A 22,280-nucleotide genomic window follows, 5' to 3' on the forward strand; every position below is an offset into this window, starting at 1 on the left:
CTATTACACAACCGATTACACTGATGCCATCACTTGCCGGTCACTGATCCGCAGGTTCTGTTGATATGTCTACATCCACCCGCACTCCACTACAAGTCACATGGTCGGTTTGGAAAGCACTGTTCCTACGTGAAGCATTAACGCGATTGTTATCCGGTAGGGCACAATGGTTTTGGCTGCTGCTGGAGCCGGCGTTTCATGTGGTTTACATGACGTTTATTTTTTCGGTTGTTCGAGTCAGGCATGTTGGAGGGATTGATACGGCTATATGGCTCATGATGGGGATGTTGGCGTTTTTTATGTTTAAACGCACATGGGGCCAACTGACTAATGCCATTGATGCCAATAAATCACTTTTTGTGTATCGCCAGGTAAAACCCATCGACACAGTATTGGTCCGTGCTGCGCTCGAAGGCATCATTATGTTATTTGTCATTATCATCCTCTTATCCGGATTAGCATTATTGGGCAAAGAAGTTCAACCGACTGATCCACTCAGACTTATCGGAGCGCTCTGGGGTTTGTGGTTGCTTGGTACCGGGCTAGGTTTAATGACATCTGTTGCCACGGAACTGATTCCCGAAATTGGAAAAATTATAAACTTAATCACTATGCCTCTTATGTGGATCTCGGGCGTGATGATTCCACTGACATCAATTCCACAGCCCTATCGCGACTGGCTGTTATTCAACCCCGTGGTTCATGGCATTGAGTCGGCCAGGTTAGGTTTCGCCGGTTACTATCATACATTTCCAGAGTTGGACGAGAGCTTTCTGTTTAAATGTGCTCTGGTGTCGATGTTTTTTGGACTTGCGTTGCATCGACGCTTTGCTCTGAGGATGATGATGCAATGATTATCGTTGAAAACGTTCACAAGCGATATCAAACTCCGTCAGGCCCTGGTCCATGGATATTGCAAGGAGTTAGTCTGACTATCCCTCCCAAACTTAATGTGGGCCTGATTGGCCATAATGGTGCAGGAAAATCAACGTTGCTGCGAATGATTGGCGGGGTAGACGAACCCAACAGAGGCAATATTGAACGCCATTGCAGAGTCTCATGGCCCATGGGCTATGGTGGTGGACTGCAAGGCTCATTGACTGGCAGACAGAACACTAAGTTTGTTTGTCGCATCCACGGCCACAATGACGATATTCCGGAAAAAATCCAGTTCGTTCAGGATTTTGCTGAAATAGGAAAAGCCTTTGAAAGACCCGTTAAAACTTATTCATCCGGGATGAAATCACGCCTGCAATTTGCCCTCTCCATGGCGTTTGATTTCGATGTTTATATTTCTGATGAAGTAACTGCTGCCGGAGATGCAGCCTTTCGACAAAAGGCTGCCGATGCATTCAAACGCATAGCAGATCATGCCAGCATCATTATGGTTTCCCATGGAGAGGGAACACTCAAACAATTCTGTACCGCTGGAGTATGGCTCCATCAAGGCAAAGCCCTCTGGTTCGATAATATTGATGATGCCCTGTACGCCTATAAAAACAGCTACCAACTATGACAACAAACCATTCAAAACATCTGTTCACACGAATGTTAAAACGCAATAAAACAATATCTATAGCACTGATTATATGCATACTCAGTACAATTTACTGGCTGGCAATCGCTTCTGATCGTTACGTATCAACAGCTCAAATTATTATTCAACGTACTGACCTTTCCAGCGGCCAATCATTTAACTTCTCCAGCCTGCTAGGGGCCAGTAGCGGTGCCAACAGGAGTGAACAACTCTTAATGCGGGAATACCTGCTTTCGATTGATATACTAAAAAAACTCGATAAAGCACTGCATATACGAGCCCACTACAGTGATCCCCGCTGGGATAGACTCTCACGATTGCAACAGAAAGACACCTCTATCGAAGAATTTCATCAATATTACCTTTCCCGGGTCAGTATTGAACTGGATGAATACTCTGGTCTGTTAGTGATTCAATCACAGGCTTTTGATCCCCAAACGGCTCAGGCCATCACCAATTTTCTGGTACATGAAGGGGAAATTCATATGAATCAGTTGGCTCATGACCTTGCACAAAACCAGGTCAGCTTTCTGGAAACCCAGGTAACCGAAATGTACCAACAAGCCCAACAGGCCAGACAAGCGGTACTGGATTTTCAAAATGAAAAAGGGCTGATTTCACCTGAGGCTACTGCCGAAAACATTTCCGCCATTATCGGTTCACTACAAGGTCAGAAAGCCGAACTGGAAACTGAGCGCCAGGCTCTTGAAGCTTATTTGGTGCCAAGTCACCCGAATGTTGCCAAGATCACCCAGCAAATTGCGGCCATAGATAAACAAATCGAGCAGGAACAGGCAAAATTGACCGCCCCAGATGGCAATACTCTGAACCTCACCGTTGAAGAGTTTCAGCGACTGCAACTGCAAGCTGGATTCGCCCAAGACATTTATAAGTCAGCGTTACTGGCACTGGAAAAAGGCCGGGTAGAAGCAACCCGCACCATACAAAAAGTTTCCATCATCCAAACACCCACGCTCCCGGAATACCCGCTTGAGCCCAGACGGCTGTATAATGCGACCGTATTTATTTTGTTAACCTTCATGTTGGCCGGAGTGATTCAATTGCTGATCGCCATTGTTAAAGACCATAAGGATTGAGTACATGCCTTTGTCGTTTATTAAAGCAAGTTTTATCTCTTTACTTATCTTGATATCGTGCATGGCAGCCGCACAACAATCGATACCACAGCCAATTCCGAATGGTTCAGACTCACAACAGCTGCCCGGATCATCTTACAACAACATAAAAAATGGTTTGGATGGCCCTACCATTAAGCCCCAATCACCACAATATTTTGACTATTCAAACAATATCGCCTCGGACGTGTTTGGCTCTAACCTGTTTACCGGTTCCTTCGCCCGTCAGGGGGCCACTCAGTTCAATCCGGATTATGCCATCGCCATTGGCGATAAAATTCAGGTACGGCTCTGGGGAGCTTTCGAATACGGCGATCTGCTGACTGTTGACCCACAGGGCAATATATTCATTCCCAATGCGGGTCCGATCAGTGTTGTAGGTATCCGCAATAAAGATCTGCAGCAATTAGTGGAATCGTCTATCACCAAAGTATTCAAAGCCAATGTCTATATTTATGCCAGCCTGGCTGCGGCACAGCCGGTTAGAGTATTTGTCAGTGGCTTTGTAAACCGTCCTGGATTGTACAGCGGCACCAGTATGGATAGCCTATTACATTACCTGGACCAGGCCGGTGGCATCGATACGGAACGGGGGTCGTTTCTGGATGTTGAAGTCAAACGGGGTCAACAAACCCGAGCGACCGTCAACCTTTATAATTTCCTGTTGAATGGCACCATGCCGGTTATCCAACTGGGTGACAGTGACGTGATATTTGTAGGACCACGGCAAAATACCGTCAAAATCAGCGGACTTACCGAAAATGCGAAACGCTTTGAGTTTTCAGACAAGACCCGTTCAGTCGCTGATCTGATCAAAATAGCGAAACCCAATGCCGAAGCTACCCATGTACGCATTATCCGCAATACCGGTACCATTCGTAATGTCGATTACTACCCCTTGAGCGATGCATCCAAAGTCATGCTCAAAAATGGGGATGAATTGGAATTTACCGCTGATAAAAAAATTGGCACGATTACCGTAAGAGTGGAAGGAGAACACGAAAGTTCGCAGGAATATGTACTCCCCAATGGTGCCAAGCTGGGTGATTTGTTGAGCCAGATACGGTATTCAGACCGATCGGATAAAGACAACCTGCAGCTATTTCGCCACAGTGTGAAGGATCGCCAAAAACAGATGCTGGAAACCTCGTTAAAAAGCCTCGAAAGCGCTGCATTAACGGCTCGCTCCGGTACCAGTGACGAAGCCATTCTACGCAAAGAGGAAGCATCACTTTTGCTTCAATGGGTAGACAGAGCCCGAAAAATAGAGCCTAAAGGTCAGGTGGTCATCGCCGATTCAGATAGACATAATGATCTATTGCTGGAAAACGGAGATGTCATTAAGGTGCCAACTAAAGATGGTTTAGTTCTGATCAGTGGAGAAGTATTATTTCCAAATGCGATAGCCTTCAATGAGAAATACAAACTCAAAGATTACATAAAAAGTGCTGGAGGCTATACCCAGAACGCCAACACCGCTCGTATTGTTGTAGCGCATCGTAATGGCAGCTTCACCGAAGTAAACGGCAAACGCGGATTATTTAGCAGCAACAAAAACATTCAGGTTGCTGCAGGCGATGAAATATTGGTACTGCCAAAAATCAGCGTCAAATCACGGCAAATACTTAAAGATATGACACAGATTCTTTATCAAATTGCTGTTAGCGCCAAAGTTGCTCTAACCATATAGGACAATAACACCGTTACAATTGACAAAGATCGAGGGAGCGTCACAAGGTGTGTGCTCGTTCCTTTACTGGCAACACATAATCAGGCAACAGGATTTATGCAAAAAATCATTATCTCCAGTACTCATGGTTGTGAATGGCACATATTATTGCCACTGCTAAAACAGCTTAAAAACTTAACACAAAGCTCCTCGCAACAATCAATAGAGCATGAGTCTATATCCAGGGTTAACTCCCAGAATGGCTCGGAACAACATGAACTCCTGGCATATGATACCGACTTTGATTTTTATCGGGATGCATTAATGCTGGAAGGGCTTAGTGATACCAATAGCCTGTTTATCCTGTTATACCAATCGCCAGCCATAGGCTTAATGAACGCCATTACCCAACAGGGTAATAGCTATCAGTTTTTGTCGGACTGGATGGGAAGCGCCAGATGCCTGACGGGCTTCTTCAAACGAAACAGAAAAAACTGTCTGGTAATCGACCTTGAAGCGGCCAGACAAGATATAAACAGCTTCGCGACCTGTTTACAGCAGCATGGCGTCGAAACAGGAGATCTGGATATACCAGGATTGACTATAGATAACAAAGCCTCCCGCCCAATGAACAATTACCTGGTAGCAACGCTGATCACCAAACACCATGCCGATGTATACGATGTATTTGGTGAACTGCAGGCTTGCTCCAGCATGCAGTCGGATTCGAAAGAATTTGGACTTGCAGATGCAGTGACAGCACTCAAACAAATCGAGCATCAAAACCGTCACCAAAATGAGTTACTGAACCAGATTCATCAACACCAGCAGCAACTTGAAAATATAAGAACCACCTGGGAACTCAAATATAACGAAACGCTGGCTCACCTGGAAAATCTTACTCAGCAATTGGAGCATGAAAAATCCAGCAACCAAAAGCTGTTGACGGAACAATCCCGAATTCCGGAATTACAACAGGCAATCAATAGATTGGAATATCAACTGGCCGAAAGTGATCAACAGAACAAAGAATATAACAGTGAAAATCAGCTGCTGATACTTCAGATACAGCAATTACAGGAAGAACTGGCTCAGCTGGAAAGTATTACGCAACAATTGGAACAAGAGAAATCCAGCAACCAAAAACTTTTGGCGGAACAGTCCAGAATTCCGGAATTACAGCAAAAAATCGATAAACTGGAACATAATCTGGCCGAAATTGATCAGCAAAACAAAGAATATGACAGTGAAAATCAGCTGCTGACGCTTCAGGTACAACAACTCCAGGAAGAGCTTGAGCAAACATTTCTGGAAGCCAAGTCCCAAGGAGAACAAGCCAAGGAGAGCCAGAGTAGTCTACAGCAGAAAGATCAACAGATTAAACAGCTGCAAACAGAAATCGACACACTAAAGAATAACCCACGTGCTGATACTTCGCCGGTTACCGAACTGGAAAGTGAAAATGAATTATTATTACTACAGGTCGCTCAGTTACAAGAAGAACTGGAACATTACTTTTTAGATAATGAAGCGAAAGAAAAACAGATTCGCACGCTTAAAAAGAAACAGGTAGTAAGCAATAGCACAAATATACCTGACAAGACGGGAAAAAAGGTCAATAAAAACCATTTACGCATCCTGTTCCATGCTGACTGGTATCGTAAAACTGCAGGCAAACATATGCGTCCTCTTTCCCATTATTTGCACAAAGGATGGAAAAAAGGCTTATCGCCACACCCTCTCTTTGACCCCACCTACTACTTAAAGGCCAACGAGCTTGAGTCGCTGAACATGAATCCATTGCTCCATTTTTTGAGCCAGGGCGCCAAACTGGATATGTCACCTCATCCTTTGTTTGATATTGAGTGGTATCTCAACCGATACCCTGATGTTGCAGAAAGCGGAATGAATCCGCTGGTACACTTTATTAAATTCGGTTTTGCCGAAGGCCGGGACCCAAGCCCCAAGTTTAACAGCCGTTGGTATCTCGATACTTATCCAGATGTTCGAGAGGCCGGCATGAATCCTCTACTTCACTATGTCACTTCAGGCCAGGCTGAAGGACGCCAGATCATGCACAGCTACTAGAGAAACCGATGAACAGGATCTCGCAGACTCTCGACCTTGTGATTATGGACCCTGCGCTGGGTATCTGCGAGGGCCATCACGCCGGTTTTATTGAGGCTTTGGGACAAACACTCCCCTCCCTACCTGAACAAAAGAGCGTCATAATCGTATGTCATCATGACATTAATGAGCAAACTGCGACAAAGCTGACACAACAAGGTTTCAGGGTTGCTCCACATTTCAAGGTGGACTTTTACCACAACCTCAACAAGCCTTATTCAAGCAGTACAGAAAAAAGCACTTTCGTTAGAGAGCTGGCAAAACAATACATCAGTATTATTCAGAACCGTAATAGCCAAAGTCTCTATTTGTACCACACAATGAACTGGGATCACTGTCAAGCCATCAACCTGGCACTCACTTATCTGGTTGAAAGAAAATGTAGTTCATTAGGTCACCATGTACTCTTGCTTATGTTTCATTGTGGAATCAATCACCTGGGGCACACCACACATCCACTGATAAAAATGCAATTTAAAGCAGCTCTCAAAAGACTAGCCAAACTGAAATCCGTCAGCCTTCAAACCAGCAATGCTGAATATCTAAACAGCTACAATCAACTTTTGGCGCCGGCAAAAGACTTAAAACTACACCCAAATATTTTTGCCGGAGCCAACGATAATGGAAAGACTCCCAAAAAAGCAGATAGATCAACAGATACATCCCCTATCATCTTATATATGGGAGATATCAAGGCAGAGAAGGGATTCCTCAACTTACCAAATCGTCTGAAACAACTGCTCCCAAAAGTGGACACCTCTATTATTATTCAGTATTCAGGTAAGTTACCGGCTGCTCCAGTTTTTAAACAGTGCCAGCAAGAGCTACAAAACATGGCCGCCCAGCATCCCAAAATTGAGCTGATACCGCATTTCTGGAACCAACAAGAACTTCATAAAGCACTGGCACATGCATCTTTGCTCGTGATGGACTACGATCCGACTGTATATGCAGAAAAAACTTCGGGAACATTATGGCTCTCCGCGTCCTATCGGTTACCAATAGCTTTAAACGGGCATTCCTGGCTAAACCGCGAAGCTGATCGTTTAGGACTATGCTGGACAACTATTGACGACATCCATAAGGTAAAGAGCCAGAGACATAAGACAGCGCAGATACCAGAAAACAGTTACAAACAAGAACTGGAAACGCCATTCTGGACGTGGCTGAACAACACCTATCATTCTATGACTGAGTGCACATCATGTTAGAACTGATCAAACAATGTAATAAAGTGGTCGCCATAGGAGCAGATGTACTTTTTGGGCGTCTGGACGAACTGCTTGATAGCAATATCCAGATCTTGCTGGCCGCACCTGAGCTCAAACAACGGCCCGTAGGTAACCATATCACTTACCACGAGCAATGGATCAGTGACCACAATAACGAAATCACTCAGTATCAGTTTAACTTAAAGCACATGCACACTCTCCGGCCAGCAAACCAGATGCTGACACTGTATCCTGGGTTAAAAGTTGAACAGATGCGCAGTGTGCAACCTGTTAGCGCTTCTGACTTCATAAAAAAAATTACGCTTAACGCAGAAGAGAAAAACGGTCTGATTGTCGACATGCTGGGAGAAGAACACTCCATTCTGAAAAACCTGATCGATACTCAAGCGTTAAAAAACTTTAGTGTTATTGTTCTCGTCAGCTACGACACAGAACTATTTGATGACCAAAGACCTCATTCTCAATTATTAGAGATTTTGGAACAGAACGGGTTTGACTGTCTTTCCACAGAAGAGGACAAAAGCTCAGACCTCGGAAAACACCTGACACTGTTTAGACAAAATACGTTAATCCCACAACTGCTTCAGCTGAAAGAGAATCTGCAGCTATCTCAGCAGGAAAACGAAGAACTGCGAACAAAAATAAAAGACCTTCAGGACAACCATAAATCGGTACAAAACACGGTTGAACAACAAATACAAAAGTTAGAAGAGCAGCAAGTACACTCTCAACAACTCAAGAGCGAACTGCAAGCTGCACAACAAAAAAATGAAGCTCTTGAATCGAATACTGCTTTACTGGAAAAACAAGCCAAAAACCATGAATCTGTGATGGAAGAAAATCTTTTACTTAAAAAACAAGTCACAGAACAGGATAACCGTATCCATCAACTGGATACTGAAAATAAAGAGCATTTGAAACAACTGGCTCAAATAGAAATTCTTCAGAAGGATCTACAGGATTTAAAAAAACAGCTTGCAGAAAAAGAAAACTATATTTCTTCACTGGAAAATGAAAAGCAAGAACTCGAATATCGGCAAAGCCAGTTGGACAACGAATTCACAAAAGTAGATGCGCAATTAGAACTCCTAAAAGAAATGCTAATAAAATGAGAGCCCCCTGCATTAACTAAAGTATGACCACAATATAATTAGAGTACGAGCAAAGAGTTAGCATATCCTTGCCCCCAACAACCTCAACCAACAACTAAAAACTTATGCCAAATTATAGCCATCCAAAGAACATCTCTCATTCTGGCCTAGGCAATCAATTGGAAACAACAGGTACAGATATGTTGCAGTATGCAATTTCTTATTGGGAAGTAGCAGATTGGGAAAATCTTTACTCCTTACCTATCAAGATAGACTCGTCCGAAACACAAATAATTGCATTAAAAGCAATTGCATTGTATCAACTAGGTCAGCTGGATCTCGGAAGACAGTGGGCAAAGAAAGCTTTAGATAATGGATTTGACAAGCACGTTTTTGGCAAGGTCTTACTCTCCAGCTTGTACCACACGGTAGGTAAGGCTTTTCTTGTTTTAAATAAACAGGAAAAATCGACTTCAAATTTCAAACTCGCCTGCGAATTAACCGTAAGCCAAGAAAAAATAGGTACTCTTTTAGAGTTTCGTACCATAAAAGAAATGATAAGACTTAATATGCTGAATCGCAGCATTAATTTGTTAGAAGACTTGATCATATCCAAAAACTCAGAAAAGACACCCAGCTATATATCATCGCAACAGTTTGAACAAAACGCACACAAAGCAATATTGGATATTAGAGAGGAACTAAGGAACTTAAAATACAACACTAGTATCAACCACAAAAATAGCATAGATAAAGATAATAGAGACATCTCTAATGTTGTCTTAACCTGTCTGACTGCAGATGACTTTTTATTAGAAGTCGATAAATATTTATTAGGCAGCACACTCAGTCATAGTGACAAGTTTAACTTGTGCTTGCATCTGGCGCTAGAAATGAAAAGCCGCAATGACTTAATGATGGCTCAACATTTTGCAAATACCGCATTGGAGTTTCTTTCTGAAATTCCGAAGAAAGAATATGATCAAAAAATCGAAATTATATCTTTATTATTATCACTTGGAAGAGAACTAGAAGCTATTGGGCTGGCTTTATCTCTGATCAATTACAGAAAAAAATTAGACGACGAACAGGAAAAAAAACTACTGTCCAGCGCAAAGAATATTATTTTAAAAAAACAAGAATCAAAAGTGCATGGACACGATTTATTATTAAAATATCTCGAACAAAATTTTTCCCAGATTAAACAAGAAAACAAAAAATACGTGCTTATTGAAATAGGCACAACAAGAGAAAATGTATCCGGTCAAGGCTCAACCGGTATATTTGCTAAACTTTGTCACACGCATGACATTGACTTCATTACCGTTGATATGGATGAACACAACACAAGAACAGCCAACGACTATTTTTCCAAACATAAACTAAGAGCCAAAGCCCTAACCTCTAAAGGTGAAGATTTTCTGGCCAATTACGAACAGGAAATCGATTTCATTTTTTTAGATGCTTATGACTTTGATCACGGTGGGCATTCTGAACTCCGTCAAAGCCGGTATCAAAAGTTTTTAGGCAGCAGAATAGATGAAATAGCTTGCCACGAAATGCATTTAATATGTGCCAGGCACTTACTCACGAAGTTAGCTCCTGACGGGCTTATCTGCCTGGATGACACATGGCAAGATGATCAGAAAAACTGGGTGGCGAAAGGAACATTAGCCACTCCTTTCCTGCTACAAAATGGTTTTTCAATAATCGAACAAAGAAATCGGGCAGTACTTCTTAAAAGGAACGCATAAGTGAACAGTCGTTTGGCATCGCTTAAAAATCGACACGTGGACGAAAGATGTGTTTTGGTTTGCAACGGTCCCTCTCTTAACAACATGAACTTATCTTTTCTAAAGAGAGAGTACTGTATTGGTCTAAATAAAATATACCTAGGATTTAATAAATTCAGGTTTTATCCCCAGTATTATGTAGCAATAAATAGTCATGTCTTAAGACAATCTGAACATGAAATTAAAAAACTCACAAGCAGAAAGTTTCTTAGCGCTAAAGCCAGTGACATATTTAAAGAAAATTCATTAACTCACTTAATTAACACAGGACTCCCACCCTCCATATTTTCTACAGACATAGCTTATGGAATAGGTGAAGGTTGGACGGTAACCTATGCGGCACTACAGATAGCTTACCACTTAGGCTTTAAAGAAATCATAATTATAGGAATGGATCATAGATTTCAATTCGAAGGGCGAGCAAATGAAACGAATAGAATGTTAGGAAAAGATTGCAATCATTTTTGTGACACCTATTTCTCGGGCCAAAAATGGGACAACCCTGACCTTGATAATTCGGAGAAGTCTTACAAACACGCAAAAGAAATATTTGAGAAAGACAATAGAGTTATATATGACGCTACTGTTGATGGTGCTTGTAACGTTTTTAAAAAAATTAACTATAAAGAGTATTTCGGAATATAAACCATGATTAAAATCCAGGCTAACAACATTTTAGGAGAATCTCCTATATGGCACCCGCAAAGAGAAAGCTGGTTTTGGCTGGACATTATCGATCAGAAATTATTTGAACTTCCTTTCTCTGAAAATAAAACAGGAAAGAGTATCGTTAGAGAGCTCCCAACAATTGTATCTGCGCTCGCAGTAATCTCTGACACCCTACTGCTCATGGCCTGTGAAGACTGCATAGCTCAATACAACCTAAGTACAGAAGAATTCGAAAAGTTAATCGAGCTACCCCTACCAGATGGCTTTAGAACCAACGATGGAAGTGTTGGCCCAGATGGAAAGTTTTGGTTTGGCACAATGGAAAAAGTGCCCTCAGGCGAAAACGGAAAAATATTTTGTTTATCGACAGATCTCCACTTGGAGCAACAAATGTCGGGAGTAGGAATACCAAATACCTTACGCTGGCCTTCAAAGAATGCGCTGTTGCTAAGTGACTCATGGAAACAAGTGCTATTTAAAATACCTCTCGAAAATGGGAAATTAGATATGCCTCATTCTCTACCCATACTAGACTTAAAAAAATCAACGGCAACCCCTGATGGCGGAGCCATTGACACAAGTGGCAATTTGTGGATAGCTCAGTGGGATGGATATTGTATCACCTGTCTGGACTGCACAGGAAAGGAGGTTGATCGGATCAACTTACCAGTACCTCAACCGACAAGTTGTGCTTTTGGTGGAAACGATATGCAATACCTTTTTATAACATCCGCAAAAGAAGGGCTAACGGATGAAAAACTTGAACAATATCCCTTATCTGGTAGTACCTTTATTGTTCACCTTCCTGTCAAAGGACAGAAAGTACCAAGATTCAACATCATTGAAGCATCATGCTAGTTAGTATCATCATTAGAACCTATAATGAAGAACGTTATTTGGCCGAATTATTGGGCCAGATATCTCAGCAACGTTCTGAACTATTTAATATAGAAACGGTTATTGTTGACTCTGGTTCTACTGATAATACGCTTAAGATTGCCAAAAATTATGATTGTCGTATTACGTATATTTCAAAATCCGACTTCACCTTCGGGCGAGCGCTCAACATTGGCTGTCAGTATGCTGATGGAGATTACCTAGTCTTTATAAGTGGACACTGTATTCCAACAAATGATCAATGGATTACAGAGCTATGCCGCCCCTTGATTAAAGGAAGCATCGATTACACATACGGGCGGCAAATCGGGCGCAATACAACTAAGTACTCCGAAAATCAACATTTTCACAAATGGTTTCCACCATACTCAAAAATTCCTCAGGAAGGTTTTTTTTGTAATAACGCAAACGCAGCCATTTCCCAAACAACATGGAGCAAGTTCAAATTCAATGAAGATCTTACCGGCCTTGAAGATATGTATCTAGCAAAGCAGATCATAGAAAGTGGTGGTAAAGTTGGCTATGTTTCGAATGCATCCGTCTACCATATTCATGATGAGACATGGCGGCAAGTTCGTATACGTTACGAAAGAGAAGCTTACGCTCTACAGCAAATAATGCCTGAAGTACACTTTTCTTTGCCTGACTTTTTTCGTTATTTTATATCAAGTATTCTTGCTGACAGTTCTGCTGCAATTCGAGAGTCAGTATTCTTGAGGAGAATTCTTGAAATTGTGTTATTTCGATTTAATCATTATTGGGGTACGTACCTAGGAAATCACGAACATCGAAAACTTTCTAACAAGATGAAAAAACACTATTTTTATCCACTAGATTTAGAGCGAGACAACTATAATGGCAAGTAAAACTGTTGCATTATTACCAATGAAAGCAAATAGCGAGCGGGTAAAAGGCAAGAACTTTAGAGTACTTGCTGGAAAGCCATTATTTAAATGGATACTGGATGCCTTGTTAGCTGTTGAAAGCATAGACCAAATCATAATTAATACAGACGCCCGGTCAATCCTTGAGGATAACGGCTTGGTTGAAGATGGCAGAATTATAATTCGGGACAGAAAACCAGAACTAATTGGTGATTTTGTCAGCATGAATAAAATTCTCGCTGACGATATTGAAGCTGTGCCCGCTGATAGTTACATAATGACTCATACGACCAACCCTCTTATTAGCTCGGCGACTATCGACAACGCACTAAAACTTTTTAGATCTGACAAAAACTTTGATTCTCTATTCTCTGTCAATAAAGTACAGACCCGATTTTATCGCGAAGATGGTTCTGCAGTGAACCACGATCCTCAAAATCTAATTCGCACGCAAGATTTAGAACCATGGTTTGAGGAAAACTCTTGTCTGTATATCTTCACTAGAGACTCCTTTGCCAAGACCCATGCACGCATTGGTACCCAGCCTATGATGTTTGAAACCCCACCACTTGAATCACTGGATATAGATGAACCTCACGACTGGGACATGGTGGCAGCAATAGCAGAACACATGAGGAATACAAAATGAAAGATGTACTTGTCACTTGCCCACCGATGCTTGGCCAAATAGATAAATTTACTTTGATAGCAAAAGAAATGGGCCTAAGACTTGTGCCAGCGGAAACGACTCAAACATTAAGCGAGCAGGAGTTAATAAATCTGGTCCCCGAATATGATGGTTGGATTATCGGCGATGATCCTGCGACTAAATCTGTATTCAGTGCTGGTAAAGCGGGGAGACTAAAGGCAGCTGTAAAATGGGGGATTGGTGTAGATAACGTCAATTTTACAGCTTGTCAGGAACTAAATATACCCATCACCAATACACCCAACATGTTTGGCGGCGAAGTTGCAGATGTGGCTATAACCTACATTCTGGGTCTGGCTAGACAAACATATTTTATTGATCGCGAAGTTCGTAATGGGTACTGGCCCAAACCAGCAGGTATCAGCATATCCGGAAAAAACATTGGAATCGTGGGATTCGGGGATATCGGAAAGAGCCTTACCAAAAGATTATCCGGGTTCGATGTCACAGTAACAGTTTATGACCCCGGCGTTGACAATGTACAAGGGTTCGATTTCGCATCACATAAAGCATTTCCAGATGGATTATCTGAACTTGATTTTTTGATATTTACATGCTCCCTCAATCAGCACAACTATCATATGCTGAATAGCGAAACCCTGGAGTTACTGAAAGAAGGTGCCTATGTTATAAACGTCGCGAGAGGCCCACTTATTGATGAAGCAGCACTAATCAGTGCGCTAAAATCTGGTCACGTAAAAGCTGCAGCACTAGATGTTTTCGAAATAGAACCATTACCTTCGGACTCCCCACTAAGGAATATGCAGCAATGTATCTTTGGTTCTCATAATGGCTCCAATACCGTAGAAGGTGTTGAACGCGCCACACTTGAAGCTCTAAATAAAATTTCGGGATTTTTCAATGAAACTGAATAGCCAACCATGGGTACTGATTACTGGGGCAAACGGCGGCATAGGCAAAGCACTGGTTAGTTGTTTTGCAGACAATGGTTATCAGGTAATTGCTACAGATATTATTCCACTGAGTGACAGCAGAAGTAATGTCAAGAATTTTCAAATAGACCTGGAACGCTTTGTCGATGATGAAGTATATGCCGATGAATTTTTTAGAAATGTTAATGATGTAACTGATAACGAAGGAATTTCTGCTCTCATCAATAATGCCGCCACTCAAATTTTAGGAAGTTGCTCTGAAATTACCCGCAAGCAATGGAAGAGCAGCTTTAACGTTAATTTAGCCGCTCCATTTTTTCTCAGCCAGTGTTTTCTCTCTGATCTGGAAAAAAATAAAGGAGCTATCGTTAACATTAGCAGCATTCATGCTTTACAAACCAAGAAGAATTTTATCGCATATGCTACTACCAAAGGCGGTCTTAGTTCGTTAACCCGGAATATGGCTGTAGACCTGGGCAACAGGGTTCGCGTCAATGCTATTGAGCCCGCAGCGGTGAGTACTGAAATGTTAAAAGCTGGCTTTGAAGGTAAGGAAGACCAGTTCAAACTGTTAGAGTCTTTTCATCCAATAGCAAGAATTGCGACACCTGAAGAGGTTTCTGAGCTCGCACTATTTTTATGTTCTGAAAAATCAAGTTTTATTCATGGAGCCTGTATTAGTGCGACAGGTGGAATACATGGATGTCTGAATGACCCTGATTAAACGCTTGTATAATATTCAACAAACCATTTCTTGATAAAAATATATGAAAAATAAGTCTCAGTTACTTAAAACAGTCGAATATGAACTCACAAAGAAAGATTTCTTCAATAGTAATTCATGTGAGATTACATTGGTTTATGTTCCACAGATTCAGTTGTCTCCATATGTTGCAGCACTATTGAGAAACCTTAGGAATAAGCTAAGTGGTGTATATCTTATAATCCATCCAGAAAGCAATTTAATGTCACGAAAGCTATTAGAATATTCCAATGTCTGTTTTGGTTTACACCTGAAGTATTTTAACGAGTCGGAAAGTTTCTTAAATGAATTTTTATATTTTTTAGAACAACGCCAGAAAAAAGTATCGTGCATCATATGCCACAGTTTTTCTTCAGGCACAAATGCCAACATCGTTAACTACTTTGTAAAAAAAAGCCAGTCAGATTTCAAGTTTTTTTTCTACAGTGATGGCTCCAGAAACAACGCTGAGAGTGAGTTTGATCCTGAGCAAATTTTTTTATTGAATAATGCTGTGCGGTCCAGACACAAAACATATCTCATTGAATTTGGTTTTTCAAATAATAAGGGGCAAGACAACTTAGAGCATATTCAGATAGGCTATGAATGGCTAGATTTGGCATATTTATGCTGTGACCTCAATATAAGAATGTCACACAACCTCACTATTGCTGAATCCCCTACGTTTTTGAAAGACAGTATTATTATTCTTAGTCGATATTGGGGGAGGAAGCCATATTTTTTTGAATCCGAAGATAAGCTAAAAAAATGTTTTGAATCATCTATTGAAAAGGTAGGAAAAAATAAAAGCTATTTAATATTTAGAGAAGATAACCGTAGTACATTAGACACAGCAGCAGTGCTAAAAAACTTGGAAGACACTAGACTTTTCAAACAAGCATTGCCTATTGATGAAATTATAACCATTGAAAACACTGAATTAAAAGATATTTTATTCGAACTTATACTGTTAAATAGACCAGATCTTTTTTCGCACGTTGAATCTTTTTATAGTTTTGATAGTAGTTTTCCTCTAATTTTTATTAGCGAAGAACTGAGATCATGTCTATCTCCAAATGTGCAAATAACGGTTGGCTTCGATATTGACTCAATTAAAAAATTTGGAACAGGAGACTGCTATTCAGTAATGAAAACTAGGACATGCACAGTAATAGCTAACATTCTGGAATTAGGAATTTTTAAAGTTTCTGATAGTCTAGGGCCTGTAACAATAGACTCTTTCAACACCGGTTCTCTTATAAGAAACATTGGTGAACGACTAGAAATAAACGGCGGCTATTATTGGTTGCATAGGGAAAATTGATATATTTTTGCACACCAGTTTACAACAAATATATACTTCTTACTTTTTCGGACAGTTACAGCGATGAGCATTGTAGACAAGCAGCGAATAGTTATTGGAATTGACTTAACCTCCAGAGCTGCCCATATGAAGACAGGCATGGTCAATTCATTACATGCATATTTATTAGGTATAAAAAGTTTCTTAAAGAGAAGTCAACTAGTTCTTTTTGTAACCAGAGATAACTACTGTTCTTTTAGGAAATACGTATCTGGAAATATCAGGATCATTATAACAACTGAAAAAAAATTAAATTTGTACTGTGGCATTTTGGATGCAATACATCTTCCTTTCAATGAAGTTAAGCGCTTTATCAATTGTCCTACCATCGTCACAATTTATGATGTTATTCCAGAGCACTTTCCAGACAAATTTCCTTCATCGGTGCTAAGTAACATACGAAAAACTGTTCACGAGTCAGACTATATTGTTACCATTTCTGATTTTTCAAAACACGACATTATATCTAGACATAACATAAACGCAGATAAAATTTATTCGACATTCATTCCTTTTCATAGAAGTGAATATGAAATATCTGAAAATATAAATTTGAAATCCAAATATAATATAACAGCATCAAACTTGATATTTTATCCTGCAGCTGCCCGGCCTCACAAGAACCACGAAACCTTGTTTAAAGCAATGCAACAATTGCCAGACAACATTGGTCTAATTCTTAGCACAGGAGAGTCTCATGGTGCTGAACGCCTAAAAGATTTGGCCAGTCTCGCAGAAAAATATTCCCTGACCAATAGAATATATATTTTAGGTAGGGTGCCTCGAATTGACTATTTAAATTTATTTCAGATTTCAGACGTACTGGTCTTTCCAAGCGCTGCTGAAGGATACGGATTACCAGTAGTCGAAGCTTTTGGACTAGAATGTCCCGTTATTACCTCTGAGTCAACCTGCCTTCCCGAGATCTCTGAAGGAGCTAGTATCTCTTTCAATACATATGATTCAACGGACCTTGCTAATAAAATCAGTGATCTTTTGAAGTCAGATGACCTAAGGGCGCAGTTAATTGAAAAAGGGAAAGATCGCTTTAATGAACTATCTAGCGAAAAATATTATTGCGGTCTATTAAAAGCCTACCATTCTGCTATAGACTATTTTCTTTCTAATAACATAAAAACACAACGTAATCCTTCTATACATGGACTTCTTTCATCTACAAATATCTTATATCAGAATGGATATTTTGCTCTTGGAAAGCTTCTTTCAGAATCAATTAAGAACTATTCTTTTATATCCCATAGGATGAGTCAGGCATCAGATATAGTACAGAAAGTATACCAAAGAAAGCATATGAGCCCTTTGCAAATGACTATATTATTAGACTGCTCTAGATTGTTATCTGGAAATATGTATTCAGGAATCAGTAGGTATATTTTTCGAATACTTACATATCTTTCTAGCGAAAGTAGCTTATCTGTTATTCCTTTTTTTAACGCTAGCGCTCGTGGAGTACCATCAGATGTTAGGCATAAAAAGACAGTTACATTTACTTGGGAAGGAGTAAGCTATGACTTGCTAAGTATTCAAGTTGCTTTAAAGTTTGCCAAAGCATTCAAGAAACAAATCGTTTATCATTCTCCTTATCATCCCTTACCTATTCAAAGAGACAAAGATATATCATATGTTCTTACCATATGCGATATATTTCACATAACTCATAGCCAGTTATATGACCAACAATTCCCCTACATTACAAGTGATATTATAAGATCTATAAATACTACCAGTGACGAGATTCTCAGTATATCTAGATTCACAGGACATGATGTACAAAAGCATCTCAATAAAGATATATCAATTACTTTTTCTCCATTAGCTCCATTTAACAAAGCAAAAAACTATGACCTCAGTACCACTAGAAACTGTCTTCTAATTCCTTTTCAAAATGACCCACGGAAGGGTTTTATGAAAATGGTAGAAGTTGCCAAGTCATGGTTAAACACAAATAAAAATGGCAATGTTATAATTTACGGAAAAGTGAAGCATATAAACAATCAAACTACTTTACTAAATTCACCAAGGGTTAGATTAATTGATTCTCCTAATGACAAAGAATTAATAGAACTATATAAAAAGAGTTTTGCATTTCTATATTTATCAGAACTTGAAGGATTTGGGATACCTCCTTTAGAAGCCATGCAGTATGGCTGCGCTCCAATTATTTTAAATAATAGCGCTCTTACCGAAATCTATCAAGGATGGGAATTTATGCTAGATAACAAAGTTTCTATTGAAGAACTAGTAAGAGCAATAGAAAATATAAGAAGCCAGCAGCTACCAATTATAGATGAAAAGTGTAAAAAAATCCTTTTTAACTATACATGGGAAATTACTAAAGCAACTCATATCGCAGCTTATCTAAGATCACTAAACCACTGAGATTGTTATATTATGAAAGCAATTATTACCGGAATAACCGGACAAGATGGAGCCTATCTAGCAGAATATTTACTGTCAAAAGGGTATCAAGTTTATGGCACATTTAGGAGAACCAGTTCCGTTAATTTCTGGCGCATTGAAGAACTGAACATACATTCTCACCCCAATTTGACTTTAGTTGAATTTGATTTAACAGACCTTTCAGCATGTATCAGACTGATAGAGAAAACCGAAATAGATGAAATATATAACTTGGCCGCTCAAAGCTTTGTTGGAGTATCTTTTGACCAACCAATCACCACTGCTGAAATAACAGGCATAGGAGCATTACACCTACTGGAAGCTATTCGAATAGTAAACCCAAATATTAAGTTTTATCAGGCTTCTACATCAGAGATGTTTGGTAAAGTACAGGAAATACCGCAAACAGAAAAAACACCTTTTTATCCGAGAAGTCCTTATGGTGTAGCCAAACTATATGCACATTGGATTACTGTAAATTACAGGGAATCGTACAATATATTTGCAACTAGCGGAATTCTCTTTAATCATGAATCACCATTGAGAGGAAGAGAATTTGTAACTCGTAAAATAACTGATAGTGTGGCAAAAATTAAATTAGGGAAACTAGATGTATTAAAGCTTGGAAATATTGATGCTAAGAGAGACTGGGGATATGCAAAGGATTATGTTGAGGGAATGTACCTAATGCTGCAAACCAAACAACCCGATACATACATATTAGCAACCAATCGAACAGAAACGGTTCGGGACTTTGTAAGCATGTCATTTAAAGCTGCTGATATAGAGCTAATTTGGGAAGGCCGAGGAGAAGACGAGGTAGCCATAGACAAGTCTACCAATAAAACCGTCGTGAGAATTGATCCAAAATTCTATCGCCCAGCGGAAGTTGATCTTTTAATTGGAGACCCTACTAAAGCAAAAGAACAATTAGGATGGACGGCACATACTGATCTCGAAGAACTTAGCAAAATGATGGTTCATGCTGATTTAAGGAGAAACGAAATTGGGTTCTCATTCTAGCAAAAAAGTGCTGGTTACTGGAGCAAACGGATTTACGGGCTATCATCTTGTTCGGGCGCTCCATTTTAGAGGTTATGAGGTAGTTGAGGTAGTTAATTCGGCTTCCAATAAGAACCATGTATGTGCGGATATTAGAAACAAGGAAACAATCCAAGCTCTATTAGCTAAACATTCTCCCGAATATGTGGTGCATCTAGCCGCAATATCATTTGTTGGCCATAAAGATAATTTAGCATTTTACGATATTAATGTGTTAGGGACACAAAACTTACTTGATGCAATATTAGATTCAGGGATACCCAGACCAAGGGTACTGATCGCAAGTAGCGCAAATGTTTATGGGGCACTAGAAAAGGAATTAATATTAGAATCTGATATATGCAAACCTATAAATCATTATGCTATCAGTAAACTAGCTATGGAAGAGATAGTTACAACCTATTTCAACAAGCTTGACATTTTAATTACCCGCCCTTTTAACTATACAGGGGTAAATCAAGCCATACATTTTCTTGTGCCTAAAATTGTAGATCACTTTAAAAGACACAAATCAATTATTGAGTTAGGTAATATAGATGTCGCCCGTGATTATTCATCAGTTGACTTTGTAGTTGAGGCATACATTCGCTTACTCGAGTCAAATGTTTCTTCAGAAGTCATCAATGTTTGTAGTGGGCATTTAACTACGTTGAAACAAATAATAGAGATGATGCAACAGATCTCTGGGCATAGTATCGAAGTTAGAGTAAATCCAGATTTTGTAAGGGAAAATGAAATAAAAGTTATGTCAGGAAGCAATGATAAGCTATTTCAGACAATAGGCAATATAACTATCGACCCATTTAGAGTTGTGTTAAATACAATGTATTCACGTTAATAAATTTTCTATAGTAGGAATCATAATGCCTAAGCGCAGAGTATTTATTACAGGTCACAATGGGCTGGTAGGTTCGGCAATTGCTCGTCGATTATCTGAACACTCCGACATCGAGCTAATTTATGCTGATAGAGCTACACTGGACCTCACTTGCCAAGAAAACGTCAATCAGTTTTTTTTGAATAATGAAATAGACGAGGTTTACTTGGCCGCAGGAAAGGTCGGTGGCATTCATGCTAACAATACCTACCCGGCGGAGTTCATTTATCAGAATTTAATGATGGAATGCAATATCATTCACGCGGCACATCTTGCCGGAGTAAATAAACTACTGTTTTTGGGATCTTCATGTATTTACCCTAAATTCGCCGAACAACCCATGAAGGAATCTGCGCTGTTAACGGGTGTACTGGAAGAAACCAATGAGCCTTACGCAATTGCCAAGATTGCCGGTATCAAGCTCTGTGAATCCTATAATCGACAGTACGATCGGGACTATCGGTCGGTAATGCCCACCAATCTTTATGGCCCCAATGACAATTTCCACCCTGAGAACTCACACGTCATTCCTGCTCTATTAAGACGATTCCACGAAGCGAAGCTACGTGATGATAAAGAAGTCATCGCCTGGGGAAGCGGAAAGCCGATGCGAGAGTTTTTGCATGTGGATGACATGGCTGCAGCCTCTGTCTATGTCATGGAGCTGGACAAGTCTGTCTATCTTGCCAATACCCAGCCAATGCTTAGCCATATCAACGTTGGCACCGGGGTGGACTGCACGATCAAAGAGTTAGTGGAGACAGTTGCCAAAGTTACTGGTTTTAAGGGCAATATTGTCTGGGATAGCTCCAAGCCCGATGGTACTCCTCGTAAATTGATGGATGTCAGTCGACTGGCACAAATGGGCTGGAAATACTCCATTTCTTTGGAAAGCGGATTGCGTCAGGCTTACCAGTGGTTTTTGGAGCATCAGGAAGAGTTTCGGGGATAACAAACAACCATTGAAGAACATGCGCAAATCATCATTTTTCTATTTGGTTTGAGCCTGGATGACAAAAGTAGTACCTGAACCCGTTTCTGGTAGCATATTATCCGTATCCCGGTTATATGTTCACAAACAAAAATTAGGGCATAAGTCTCACTCATGATGAGGCTCATGCCTGAAAGAGATTGTCAGAACTGACCTTATGCTTCTTTGGAACACCTAATCTATCAGT

19 protein-coding genes are annotated in these 22,280 nt (G+C 40.2%); all 19 read left to right on the forward strand.

From position 1 onward, the window contains the following. Nucleotides 1-65 precede the first annotated feature (65 nt). The 19 genes from ACQY6I_RS18985 (at nt 66) to fcl (ending at nt 22,054) form a co-directional block, all read left to right on the forward strand. Nucleotides 66-854 (forward strand): ABC transporter permease, encoded by a 789-nt coding sequence (locus tag ACQY6I_RS18985; RefSeq protein WP_428243083.1) that lies wholly within the window; start codon nt 66-68, stop codon nt 852-854. Next, on the forward strand, nt 851-1,516 hold the full coding sequence (locus tag ACQY6I_RS18990) for an ABC transporter ATP-binding protein (protein ID WP_428243084.1): 666 nt from the start codon (nt 851-853) through the stop codon (nt 1,514-1,516). Before ACQY6I_RS18985 ends, ACQY6I_RS18990 begins: the two co-directional genes overlap by 4 nt. Before the next feature lie 32 nt (nt 1,517-1,548). Beyond that, entirely contained in the window at nt 1,549-2,634 is a 1,086-nt protein-coding gene (locus ACQY6I_RS18995) for a chain-length determining protein (protein WP_428243085.1), read from the forward strand. Between the two features lie 61 nt (nt 2,635-2,695). Continuing rightward, nucleotides 2,696-4,363, forward strand: coding sequence for a polysaccharide biosynthesis/export family protein (locus tag ACQY6I_RS19000; RefSeq protein WP_428243086.1), 1,668 nt, complete (start codon nt 2,696-2,698; stop codon nt 4,361-4,363). A 96-nt stretch (nt 4,364-4,459) separates the two neighbouring features. Continuing rightward, nucleotides 4,460-6,430, forward strand: a complete 1,971-nt coding sequence (locus tag ACQY6I_RS19005; RefSeq protein ID WP_428243087.1) for a hypothetical protein — start codon at nt 4,460-4,462, stop codon at nt 6,428-6,430. Between the two features lie 8 nt (nt 6,431-6,438). Beyond that, nucleotides 6,439-7,680 carry a hypothetical protein gene (locus tag ACQY6I_RS19010; RefSeq protein WP_428243088.1) on the forward strand — a complete coding sequence of 414 codons (1,242 nt, stop codon included), beginning with the start codon at nt 6,439-6,441 and terminating at the stop codon, nt 7,678-7,680. After that, the gene (locus ACQY6I_RS19015) at nt 7,674-8,813 is read left to right on the forward strand and encodes a hypothetical protein (protein ID WP_428243089.1); all 1,140 of its coding nucleotides are present in this window, start codon (nt 7,674-7,676) and stop codon (nt 8,811-8,813) included. Before ACQY6I_RS19010 ends, ACQY6I_RS19015 begins: the two co-directional genes overlap by 7 nt. A gap of 158 nt (nt 8,814-8,971) precedes the next feature. Beyond that, a complete protein-coding gene (locus ACQY6I_RS19020) occupies nt 8,972-10,546 on the forward strand; it encodes a hypothetical protein (protein ID WP_428243090.1) in 1,575 nt (524 codons plus the stop codon). After that, nucleotides 10,547-11,230, forward strand: coding sequence for a 6-hydroxymethylpterin diphosphokinase MptE-like protein (locus ACQY6I_RS19025; protein ID WP_428243091.1), 684 nt, complete (start codon nt 10,547-10,549; stop codon nt 11,228-11,230). It begins immediately after the preceding gene. 3 nt (nt 11,231-11,233) lie between these two features. Continuing rightward, nucleotides 11,234-12,112: an SMP-30/gluconolactonase/LRE family protein gene (locus tag ACQY6I_RS19030; RefSeq protein WP_428243092.1), complete on the forward strand. Its 879-nt coding sequence runs from the start codon at nt 11,234-11,236 to the stop codon at nt 12,110-12,112. Further along, entirely contained in the window at nt 12,106-13,017 is a 912-nt protein-coding gene (locus ACQY6I_RS19035; protein WP_428243093.1) for a glycosyltransferase family 2 protein, read from the forward strand. The genes ACQY6I_RS19030 and ACQY6I_RS19035 overlap by 7 nt, the downstream gene beginning before the upstream one ends. Next, nucleotides 13,007-13,684, forward strand: coding sequence for an acylneuraminate cytidylyltransferase family protein (locus ACQY6I_RS19040; RefSeq protein WP_428243094.1), 678 nt, complete (start codon nt 13,007-13,009; stop codon nt 13,682-13,684). The genes ACQY6I_RS19035 and ACQY6I_RS19040 overlap by 11 nt, the downstream gene beginning before the upstream one ends. Nucleotides 13,685-13,752: 68 nt before the next feature. Beyond that, nucleotides 13,753-14,619, forward strand: a complete 867-nt coding sequence (locus ACQY6I_RS19045) for a phosphoglycerate dehydrogenase (protein ID WP_428243135.1) — start codon at nt 13,753-13,755, stop codon at nt 14,617-14,619. Then, a complete protein-coding gene (locus ACQY6I_RS19050; protein WP_428243095.1) occupies nt 14,606-15,361 on the forward strand; it encodes an SDR family NAD(P)-dependent oxidoreductase in 756 nt (251 codons plus the stop codon). The genes ACQY6I_RS19045 and ACQY6I_RS19050 overlap by 14 nt, the downstream gene beginning before the upstream one ends. Nucleotides 15,362-15,404: 43 nt before the next feature. Beyond that, nucleotides 15,405-16,703, forward strand: a complete 1,299-nt coding sequence (locus tag ACQY6I_RS19055; RefSeq protein ID WP_428243096.1) for a hypothetical protein — start codon at nt 15,405-15,407, stop codon at nt 16,701-16,703. A gap of 63 nt (nt 16,704-16,766) precedes the next feature. Continuing rightward, nucleotides 16,767-19,142 (forward strand): glycosyltransferase, encoded by a 2,376-nt coding sequence (locus tag ACQY6I_RS19060; protein WP_428243097.1) that lies wholly within the window; start codon nt 16,767-16,769, stop codon nt 19,140-19,142. Nucleotides 19,143-19,151: 9 nt separating this feature from the next. Next, the gene (gene gmd / locus ACQY6I_RS19065; protein WP_428243136.1) at nt 19,152-20,186 is read left to right on the forward strand and encodes a GDP-mannose 4,6-dehydratase; all 1,035 of its coding nucleotides are present in this window, start codon (nt 19,152-19,154) and stop codon (nt 20,184-20,186) included. Then, on the forward strand, nt 20,170-21,063 hold the full coding sequence (locus tag ACQY6I_RS19070) for an NAD-dependent epimerase/dehydratase family protein (RefSeq protein WP_428243098.1): 894 nt from the start codon (nt 20,170-20,172) through the stop codon (nt 21,061-21,063). The genes gmd and ACQY6I_RS19070 overlap by 17 nt, the downstream gene beginning before the upstream one ends. Nucleotides 21,064-21,088: 25 nt before the next feature. Then, nucleotides 21,089-22,054 (forward strand): GDP-L-fucose synthase, encoded by a 966-nt coding sequence (gene fcl, locus ACQY6I_RS19075; RefSeq protein WP_428243099.1) that lies wholly within the window; start codon nt 21,089-21,091, stop codon nt 22,052-22,054. Nucleotides 22,055-22,280: the final 226 nt, after the last annotated feature.

It is taken from the genome of Gynuella sp., assembly GCF_050297175.1.
In the GTDB taxonomy this organism is placed as follows: Bacteria; Pseudomonadota; Gammaproteobacteria; order Pseudomonadales; family Natronospirillaceae; genus Gynuella.